The 10,496-nt window shown below is 73.4% G+C and carries 2 protein-coding genes and 2 pseudogenes; all 4 read right to left on the bottom strand.

Annotation, left to right across the window (positions count from 1 at the left end; translation table 11 throughout):
- Positions 1-13: 13 nt before the first annotated feature.
- On the bottom strand, positions 14-370 hold the full coding sequence (locus CRP52_RS34755) for a hypothetical protein (RefSeq protein ID WP_097240823.1): 357 nt from the start codon (positions 368-370) through the stop codon (positions 14-16).
- 629 nt (positions 371-999) lie between these two features.
- Positions 1,000-4,239, bottom strand: coding sequence for a non-ribosomal peptide synthetase (locus CRP52_RS34750; protein ID WP_179853130.1), 3,240 nt, complete (start codon positions 4,237-4,239; stop codon positions 1,000-1,002).
- A pseudogene (locus CRP52_RS40135) lies at positions 4,236-5,528 on the bottom strand (condensation domain-containing protein); the annotation flags it as partial. The pseudogene CRP52_RS40135 and the gene CRP52_RS34750, both read right to left, overlap by 4 nt.
- Positions 5,529-5,897: 369 nt before the next feature.
- A pseudogene (locus CRP52_RS34740) lies at positions 5,898-10,444 on the bottom strand (amino acid adenylation domain-containing protein); the annotation flags it as partial.
- Positions 10,445-10,496: the final 52 nt, after the last annotated feature.

Genomic DNA, 10,496 nt, shown 5'->3' with positions numbered 1-10,496 from the left:
GTGTCACCGGCTTTCACCGCAGGAGCAGCATCCAGCGGTCCGGGTCGGCGGCCTGGCCTTGCTGGAGCCGGAAGAGGTGGCGCCGGGCGGCGATCACGGTGGGCCCCGGCTGCCCGCTTCTCACCGGCCGGCTGCGGTGGCCCTGCCCGATCCGTGCTACCTGCTGCACCAGTGCGGGGCCGCCGCACACGAACGCTTCCGAGACCCGTCCCTGCAGGTTGAGCCGGTGCCACTGGGTCATCGACAGGTGCCGCTCGCGCACCCGCAGTCCCCAGCGCGGGGCGAGGGCGGCGACGCTGGCCCGCGCGAGCGCTGACACGTCATCGGATGCGACGGGGGTGAGCATCAGGTGCTCCTGGGCGTCGTCCACCCAGCACAGGTGCAGTCCGCGGGGTAGTTGCGCGTCGCAGCACAGGTGCAGGGGGTGAAGCCCGCTGCGAAGGCGGAGGGGAGCAGGTACGCGGAGAGCTGGAAGACCCAGCGTTGCTTGTCGTGTTCGGCGGCCAGGGCCGGGCGCAGGTAGAGGGCGGACTCCGGGTCGCGCAGCAGGGGCGGCAGTGGTTCGCCAGCCGTTCCACCGCGCCGAGGAACTGCGCCGGGGGCACGTCGGGGAACCGGAGCCGGCGTGCGGCGCGGGCGAAGCGGGTGGCGAGGAAGTCGGGGCGCAGTGCCGCCAGCGCCCCGTCGGGGCGCAGGCGTACGTGCACTCCGGCGTCGGGGCGGAACGTTGTTCCGGCGTCGCGCAGGTCATCGCCGGAGGTGGCCGGCTCGTACCGCCACCCGGTCCCGGGCCGCTTGCCGAGGCGCAGGGTGCCGCACGGGTGTGCCCCGGCCGGGGTGCGGCATGAGTGCCGCTCACGGCTGGGCATGGCAACAGCAGGGTTGGCCATGTCGGCGGACCTCCACCTCGCTTGTCCGGTCGGGCTTTTGCTGAGCTTGAGTGTCGGTGCCGCGCTATCGGCTGCGTATCGTGCGGCGATCGTGTGGCTTTCGGCCTCCCTACTCCGGTGAGGTCCGGTCGGCGGCCTCGGACAGGCGGGCGATGGTCTGGTGCTGCATCACTTGCCGGATCGTCAATTCGATGCCCTGCTCGCGCAGCCGGTTGGTGATCCGCACGATCTGGAGCGACTGACCGCCGAGATCGAAGAAGTTGTCGTGGATGCCGACCCGCTGCACTCCCAACACGTGACGCCAGACGTCCGCCATGACCTGTTCCACGTCGTCGCGGGGTGGGGCGTAGCCGTCGGTTTCGGTGGCCTCGGGTATCGGCAGTCGGCGACGGTCCACCTTGCCGTTGGGTGTCAGCGGCAGGCTCTCCAGCGCGACGAACCAGGTCGGCACCATGTAGGACGGCAGGCTGCGGCGGCACCGCTCGCGCAGTTCCTGCCCGGTCCGGGTGCTTTCCGGTGTCGGCACGTAGTACGCGATCAGGTGCTGCTCCGGCCCGACGGCACGCAGTACGACCACGGCCGAGACCACCTGCTCGTCGGCCGCCACCACGGACTCGATCTCGCCCGGTTCGATGCGCTGCCCGCGCAGCTTCACCTGGTCGTCCACCCGCCCCAGGAACTCCAGACGGCCGCCGGGCAGCCAACGGACCAGGTCGCCCGTGCGGTAGGCGCGGGCCCCGGACGCCGTGGAGAAGGGGTGCCGGACGAAGCGCTGCTCGGTCAGGGCCGGGCGGTTCCAGTAGCCGCGTGCGACGCCGGGCCCCGCGATCCACAGTTCGCCGGGCACTCCGACGGGGGACAGCCGGCCCGTCGGATCCATCACGTACACCTCGGTGTTGTCGAGGGGCCGCCCGATCGGCATGGTGGGCCGGTGCTCGTCCGTGGCTTCCACCGTGTGGCGCACGGCGCAGACCGTGGCTTCGGTGGGGCCGTAGCAGTTGGCGAGTCGGCCCGGCGCCCACGGGCCGGCGATGACCGCGTCGGCGACGGAGCGCTCCACTGCCTCGCCGCCGTACAGGACCGTCTTCAATCCGGCCAGCATGTCGGGGCGTTCGGTGAGGTGCCGGTTGAACAGGGCCGAGGTCAGCCACAGGGTGGTGATGCCGAGGCTGCGCACGGTGTCGGCCAGCCGGGCGCTGTCGACCAGTGCCTCCTTGGCCACGACGGCGAGCGTGGCGCCACGGGTGAGCGCGCTCCAGCACTCGTGGGTGTAGACGTCGAAGCAGAAGTTGCTGGTCTGGCCGACCACGTCCGACGCGCTCACCTCGGCCAGGGAGGCGGAGTCGACCAGCCGGCAGATCGACCGGTGCTCGATCATGACGCCCTTGGGTTCGCCGGTCGAACCGGAGGTGTAGAGGATGTACGCGAGGTGGTCCGGGCCCACGTCGATGACGGGAACCTCACCCGCGTCCTGCGCCCCCGCCTGGTCGATGAGCAGGGCCGGCATGTCGCTCAGCCGCGTCAGCCGCGCTCGGTGGCGCTCCTGGGTGAGCACCAGGCATGCGTCCGTGTCCCGCAGCATGAAGGCCAGCCGCTCGTCGGGGTAGTCGGGATCCATCGGCACGTAGACTCCGCCCGCCTTGCAGACGCCGAGCACCGCCACGACGGTGTCCAGCCCACGGTCCAGGCAGAGCGCCACGCGGTCCTGCAGACGGACTCCGTGCGCGTACAGCAGGGCTGCGAGCCGGGTGGCACCCTCGTCCAGCTGCCGGTACGTGAGGTGGGTGGTGCCGTCCGTGACGGCAACGGCGTCGGGTGTCCTCGCCGCCTGCTCCTCCACCAGCCGGTGCACCGCCACGTCGTCGCGGTAGGGCCTGGTCGTGTCGTTGTACGGTCCGAGAATGAGATCCCGGTCCTCGGCGGACAGCAGGTCGAGCGTACCGATCCGCTGCTGGGCGTCCTGGGCCATGGCGCGTAGCGCCAGCACGAGGTGATCAGCCAGGCGGCGGGCCGTTGCAGGCTCGAACAGCTCGGTGGAGTAGAACAGTTCGCCGGTGAGCCCGCCGTCGTCGCTCTCCGCGACGGCGCACGAGAGGTCGAACTTGGAACGGGCCCCTTCGAGGGTGACGGGCTCCACCTGAAGGCCGGGCAGCGACCAGTGCTCCTGCTCGGATGCGGTCTGCAGCATGAACACGACCTGGAAGAGCGGGTTGCGGCTGAGGTCCCGGTCCGGGGCCAGCTCCTCCACGAGCCGTTCGAAGGGAAGGTCCTGGTGGGCGTACGCCCCCAGACAGGTCGTGCGGACGCGCTCCAACAGCTCGGTCAGGGTGGGGTCGCCGTCCAGATCGGTGCGCAGCACCAGGTCGTTGACGAAGAACCCGACCAGATTCTCGATCTCGGCCCGGTTACGGCCGGCGATCGGGGAACCGACCGTCACCTCCGACTGGCCGCTCCAGCGCGCGAGCACCGTCTGGAAGGCGGCGAGCCCCACCATGAAGAGCGACACCTCGTGCCGCAGGGCCAACTCCCGTAGCGCGACGGCCACGTCGGCCGGGACGGCGAACCTGACCTCGCCTCCTGCGCCCGAGCGCACCGCCGGGCGCGGCCGGTCCTTGGGCAGCTCCAGCGGCTCCAGTCCGACCAGGTTCTCCCGCCAGTACCGCAGCTGCCGCTCCAAGGACTCCCCCGTCAGGCGCTCCTGCTGGTCGACGGTGAAGTCCGCGTACTGCAGGGGAAGTTCCGGCAGTGCGGGCGGGGACGGCGCACCCGACTCCACGGCGTACAGCGCGCACAGGTCGCGGATGAGCACCTCGATCGACCAGCCGTCGCAGACGATGTGGTGCAGGGCGAGCAACAGGACGTGCTCGTCGTCGGCGGTACGCACGAGGGTGACGCGCAGCAGCCGTGCCGAGGTCAGCGTGAACGGGGTGCCCGCCTGGCGCGCCGCCAGGGCGCGTACCCGGGCCTGCCGGTCCGCGTCGCCGCTCTCGTCGCACAGGTCCACCACCTCGACGCGCACGGGCCAGGGGTCCTCGATGATCTGGACGGGCTCGCCGTCCGCGCCGACGGCGAAGCGGGTGCGCAGCGTGTGGTGGCGGCGCACCAGCGCGCAGAAGGCTCGCTCCAGTGCGTGGACGTCCAGCTGCCCGCGCAGCCGGTAGGCCACCGGGAGAACGTAGTCGACCCCTTCCTGGTCCAGCTGGTCCAGGAACCACAGTCGGCGCTGGGCGAAGGACAGTGGGGCCCGGCGCAGCCGGCCGCCGGCGGGGGTGGTCCTGCTCGTGCGGGCGGCCTGCAGCCGGGCGAGCAGACGGCCTTCTGTGGTGCTGTCGTTCGTGGCGGAGTTCACTGGGGGCTCCCTTCGGCGGATGGGGCGCAGCGTTCGCTCTCCGGTGCGATGTCGTCGAGGGCGTCGAGGAACGCGTCGGCGATGCGGCGTACGGATCCGGGGGTGAACAGGGCTGCGGCGTACTGGATCTCGGCGGTGAGGCGGTCGTCGGGGCCGCGGCGCACGGTCAGTTCCAGGTCCTGGCTGGTGGTGCGGCTTTGTGCGAGGTGAGCGGTCACGGACAGTCCGGGCGGCGCGGGCAGCGGTTCGGTGTTCTCGATGTAGTTGAAGACGACGTCGACGACGGGGGGCCGGGACGGGTCCCGCGGCGGGCGCAGTTCCCGTACCAGACGGTCGAACGGCAGGTCCTGGTGGGCGAAGGCGTCCAGGGCGGTTCGCCGCACCCGGGCGAGCAGCTCGGCGGGGGTGGGCGCGCCCGATGCGTCCGCGCGGATGACCACGAGGTCGACGAAGGATCCGGGGATCGTCGCGGCCTGCGGGTGCGCACGTCCGGACACCGGGGTTCCGAGGACGATGTCGTCCTGCCCGCAGACGTCGGCGAGTACCGACACGAAGGCGGTGAGCAGCACCATGTACGGTGTGGCCGCGCCGCGCCGGGCCGCGCCCGCAAGCCGCTGCCACGCCCCGTCGGGCAGGGCGAAGTCCAGCGTCTCACCTTCGGGCTGCCAGACCTCGGGCCGCGGACGGTCGATGGGCAGGTCCAGCGGCTTCCAGCCGGCCATGGTCCGCTTCCAGTGCTCCACGAGCGGTGCGACGAACTCCTCGTCCCAGTGCCGGCGCTGCCAGCGGGCGTAGTCCGCGTACTGCGGGGGTCGGGCGCCGTCCGCCGGAACGCCTGGCGCCGTGTAGAGCTCCAGCAGTTCGCGTTGCAGCGTGTCCAGTGAGGTGGCGTCGCTTCCGATGTGGTGGAACGTCAGGAAGAGCATGTGGTCGTCGTCGGCCAGCTTCACCAGCCGTACCCGCCAGGGATGCCGGCGGGCCAGGTCGAACGGGGTGTCCCGTTCGGAGGCGGCGATGTCCCGCAGCCGCCGCCGGCGCTCCGCGGTGTCCAGCTGCGACAGGTCCTCCCGGGCGAGGGGAACGGTCCCCGGGGGATCGACCAGCGGCACGGGCTCGCCCCGCTCGGCGGGGTAGCGGGTGCGCAGGATGTCGTGGCGGGCGCTCAGCGCGTCCAGTGAACGCCGCAGCACCTGCGCATCGAGCGCGCCGCGCAGCCGTAGCGTCAGCGGCAGCAGGAACTCGGTGTCGCCGGGGTGCATCAGGTCCAGGAACAACAGCCGTTGCTGGGCGAAGGACAACGGGTCCGGCCCTCGTGGTCGCCGCCGAGCGGCTCCTGGGCACCCGCCCCCGGGCCTGGCGCCGCTGCTCCACGACGGTGGCCAGAGCGGCGACGGTCGGTGCGGCGAACACATCGCGCAGGTGCAGGCCGGTGTCCGCGGTGCGGTTGAGCAGCGCCACCAGGTGGGCCGCGAGCAGCGAATGGCCCCCAGCACGAAGAAGTCGTCGTGCACCCCGACCTCGGCGACCCCCAGCGTCTCGGCCCACACCCGGGCGATCTCCCGTTCGAGCGGGGTGCGCGGTGCGAGGCGGTCCGTGCGGGGAGCGGCGTCGGCGCGCGGCGGCATCGGCAGCGCCGCCCGGTGCACCTTGCCGCTGGAGGTCAGCGGCAGCTCGGCCAGCGTCACGTAGCGCGAGGGCACCGCGAAGGCCGGCAGCCGTTCGGACAGGTAGCGGCGCAGCTGCGCCGCGTCCGGTTCGGCCCCGGGCTCGGGCACGACGTAGGCGGTCAGCACCGGCTCGCCCGGCAGTGGTTCGCGCACGGCCACGGCGGCGCTGCGCACCGCCGGATGCCGGTGCAACAGCACCTCGATCTCGCCGGGCTCGATGCGCACACCGCGCAGCTTGATCTGGTCGTCGACCCGGCCCCGGTGCTCCAGCACCCCGCGGTACAGCCAGCGCCCGAGGTCTCCCGTGCGGTACACCCGGGCGCCCGCAACCGTGCCGAACGCGTCGGGCAGGAAGCGTTCGGCCGTCTGCCGGGGCATGCCCAGGTACCCGTGGGCGATGCCGTCACCGGCGATGTAGAGCTCCCCGGGCACGCCCACCGGCAGTTCCCGGCCGTGCTCGTCCAGGACGTGGACGCGTTTGTTGCCCACGGGCCGGCCGATCGGCGGGGGCGCGAGCTCGGCGGCGTCGTCCGGTTGCGGCACGGGCAGAGCGGTTGCGGCGTGCGTCTCCGACGGCCCGTACTGGTTGTGCAGTCGCAACGACCCGTGCCGCAGCACCCACAGGATGTCGGCGGTCAGCCGCAGCTGCTCCCCGGCCGTGGTGACCTCCCTCAGCCCCGCGGGCACCCGACCGCGCCGGCGGGCCTCGGCGGCGAAGGCGGCGAACAGGGTGGGCGTGCAGATCACCTGCTCGGCGTCGGTGAGCGACAGCCAGTCGTACAGCTGTTCCGGGTCGCGCCGCGCCTCCTCCGGTGCGAGGAGCACTTCTCCCCGGAGGCCAACGGGATGAAGATCTCCTGGAAGTGGACGTCGAAGCCGATCGAGGCCAGCTGCGCCGTGCGCACCCCGCCCAGCTGGTCCCGCAGCTGCCACTGGGTCAGGTCGACCAGCGCCCGGTGCGGCAGGCACACGCCCTTGGGGGTGCCGGTCGAGCCGGAGGTGTGGATGACGTAGGCGGCGTCGTCCGGCATCACCACCGGCAGGGCGGGCGCCGGGCCCGGTGCGAGGACGGCGGCGTCGACGCGCAGCAGCTCATGACCCCCCTCCGGGACGAGGCCGCAGGTGGCGCCGGTGACGAGCACCAGCGGCGGGCGGGCCTGCTCGAGGATCGCGGTCAGCCGGGCCGGCGGATACGCGGGGTCCAGCGGCAGATAGGCCGCACCGCAGGCCAGCACGGCGAGCAGGGCGACGGGCAGGGGAAGATCGCGCTCTGCACAGACACCGACCACGTCGCCGCGGCCGATCCCGCGCCGGACCAGCTCCCGGGCCAGCGCGTCGGCCTCTGCTCCCAGCCGGCCGTACGTCATCGTGCGGGACCCTTGCCGTACGGCGATCCGGTCTTCGGCGGCTTGCACCTGACGCCGCACCAGTGCGTGCACGGTGTCCGCGGCGGGCGGCGCCATGGCCGTGCTGTTCCAGCGGGCCGGCGCCGACTGGTCCGCGGCGGCGGCGAGCGCCGTCGCCAGGTCGGCCCCGCCGCCCGCCGCCGCGACGTACGCCAGCATCCCGGCGTAGTGCGTGAGCATGCCCTCGACGGTGGCCCGGTCGTACAGATCGGTCGCGTACTCCGCCGCGAGAGCGAGACGGCCGTCCTCGTCCTCGCGGACCGTGACCGCAAGGTCGTAGCGGGAGGCGCCGGCGTCGACGTGCACCGGTTCGGCCTGTGTCCCGGCCAGCCGCAGCCGGCCCGCCTCTTCGCCCTCAAGGGTGAACAGCACCTGGAACACCGGGTTGTGGCCGAGGCTGCGCTGCGGGCGCAGCGCCTCGACCACCCGCTCGAACGGGACGTCCTGGTGCTCCAGGGCCTCGTAGACGACGTCCCTGACCCGCGCGGACAGCGCGGCGAACGTCGGCGCGTCGGCCAGGTCGGCGCGCAGCGCGAGCGTGTTGGCGAACAGGCCGACGACCTGCTGCGCTTCGACGTGCGAGCGCCCGGCGGCCGGGGTGCCGACGACCACGTCGGAGCTGTTCGCGTACCGCCCCAGCAGCGCCAGGAACACGGTCAGCAGTCCGGTGTACGGGGTGACGTGCCCGGCCCGGCACAGCCGGCGAAACGCCGTGCCGGCCGGCGCCTGCACCTCCGCGGTCGCCAGCGCGCCGTGCGCGGACTGGACGGGTGGCCTGGGCCGGTCCTCGGGCACGGTGCACAGCTCGGGCAGCCCGGCCAGCCGGCCCGTCCAGTAGTCGAGCTGCCCGGCGGTGGCCGGGGCGTCGTGCAGGGCCCGTTGCAGGGCGACGGCCTGGGCGTAGCGGGCGGACGGCGGGGGCAGCGGCGGGCCGTCGCCCAGGGCGGCGGCATAGGCGGTGCCCAGGTCGTCCAGGAACAGGCCCAGGGACCAGCCGTCGAAGACGAGGTGGTGCCAGCAGAACAGGATCAGCGTCTCCTGCTCGCCGGTACGGGCCACCACCACGCGCAGCAGCGGGCCTCGCTCGGGATCGAAGGGCCGGCGCGCCGCGTCCTCCAGGAGCCGCAGCGCCTGCGCCCGGGTGGGACGGCCTGCCAGCACGGTCACCGGGATGCTCGCCGCGGCTTCGATCCGCTGCACCTGCGCGCCGCCGGGCCGCGGCGCGGGAAAACGGCAGCGCAGGGCCTCGTGGCGGGCGGCGACGGCCTGGACGGCGCGGTCGAGGGCGGCCGCATCGAGCGCCCCGGTCGTCCGGTAGGCGACGGACGTGGCGTAGGACGATCCGCCGGTGCGCACCGACTCGGCGAACAGGACGCGCTGCTGGGCCGACGTCAGGGGCAGGTCACCGACGGCATCGGGCTGCTGCGCCGCGGCTCGCTCCGTGACCCCCTCGGCGACCCGTGGGGCGCGCCCCAGCAGCCGGGCCTGCGCGGCCGGTGTCGCGTGCCGCAGCAGTTCCCCCGCACTGACGTCGAGGCCCAGGACGGTGCGGATGCGGGCGCTCAGCGCCGCGGCGGCGAGCGAGTGACCGCCCAGGTCCAGGAAGTCGTCGTCACGCCCGATGCCGCTCACCCCCAGCACCGCGGACCAGGCGTCGGCCAGGAACTGCTCGGCCTGCGTGGCGGGAGCCTGCGGGGCGGGCACCTGCCTGCTGCCGTCGCCGTCTCCGGGCCGGGGCAGCCGTGCGCGGTCGACCTTGCCGTTCGGGGTGAGGGGGAACGCGTCCACCGTCACGTACTGCGAGGGCAGCATGTACGCCGGCAGGGCGCGGGCCAGTGCGGTGCGCAAGTCCCGCGCCGTCGGTGCGCCGGGCCCTCGTGGCACGACGTACAGCACCAGCCGGATGCCGCCCGCCGGGTCGGGCCAGGGGTGGGCGAGCGCCATGCGCACGCCCGGGACGGCGAGGGCGGCCGCTTCGATCTCGCCCAGCTCGACGCGATGGCCACGGATCTTGACCTGGTGATCGGTGCGGCCCGCGATCTCCAGGCTTCCGTCCGGCCGGAACCGGCCGAGATCACCGGTGCGGTACAGGCGCGCGCCGTCGGCGTACGGATCCGGCAGGAACCGCTCCGCCGTCAGCGCGGGCCGGTCGTGGTAGCCGGCGGCCAGGCCGGCCCCGCCGATGAACACCTCCCCGAGCTGCCCGTCGGGCACCGGACGCAGGACCTCGTCCAGCACGCGCAGCGTGGTGCGGGCCACCGGCCACCAGCCTGCGACGGCCCCCGTGTGGTCCAGCAGCGCCGTGCTGGACCAGATGGTGGTCTCCGTGGGCCCGTACAGGTCCCAGGCCTTTGCGCCGCAGCGGCCGAACCATCGCGCCAGGTCCGGGGGAAGGGGCTCGCCTCCGCACAACAGGGTGAAGTCCCGCGGTGGTTGCCAGTCGTCGCTCTGCAGCATCCGCCAGGTCGCCGGCGTGGCCTGCAGGGCACCCGCGCGGGTGGAGCGGATCAGGGCGGCCAGCGCGCGCGGGTCGCGGCTCTCCTCGGCGGTGGCGATGACGACATGGCCGCCCAGGGCCAGTGGCAGGAACAGCTCCAGGGCCGCGATGTCGAAGGCGACGGTGGTGACCGCCACCAGGGTGGCCCCTTGCGGCAGTGCGGGCCGCTGCGCCATGGAGGACAGGAAGTTGGCCAGGGCGCCGTGCGTGACGGTCACGCCCTTGGGGCGGCCGGTGGAACCGGAGGTGTAGATGGTGTAGACCGCATCGCCGTCGACGAGCGGGACGGGCCGGAAACTGCCGGACCCGTTCCCACGTGCGTCGGCGGTGTCGGCGGTGTCGGTGTCGGCGTCCGTCAGGACCAGCGCTGCCCCGCAGTCGCGCAGGATGTGGCTGCGCCGCTCCTCGGGATGCGCCGGGTCCAGGGGCACGTAGGCGGCCCCGGCCCGCACCACGCCGAGCAGGGCGGCGAGCAGTCCCGTGCTGCGGCTCATGCACACCGCCACCCTGGTGCCCGGACCGATGCCGCGCTCCTGCAGCCGCCGGGCCACCCGCGCGGACGCCGCGTCCAGCTGCCGGTAGGTCATCGTCTCCTCGCCGCAGGTCACGGCGATCCGGTCACCGTTCCCGTGCACTGCTGTCGCGAACAGCTGGTCCAGACGCTGCGCCACGTTCGTCTCCTGGTCC

The organism is Streptomyces sp. 1331.2 (assembly GCF_900199205.1).
Taxonomy (GTDB): domain Bacteria; phylum Actinomycetota; class Actinomycetes; order Streptomycetales; family Streptomycetaceae; genus Kitasatospora.
Note: the sequence above shows the minus strand (reverse complement) of the source record. Positions and strands in the feature narration are given on the sequence as shown.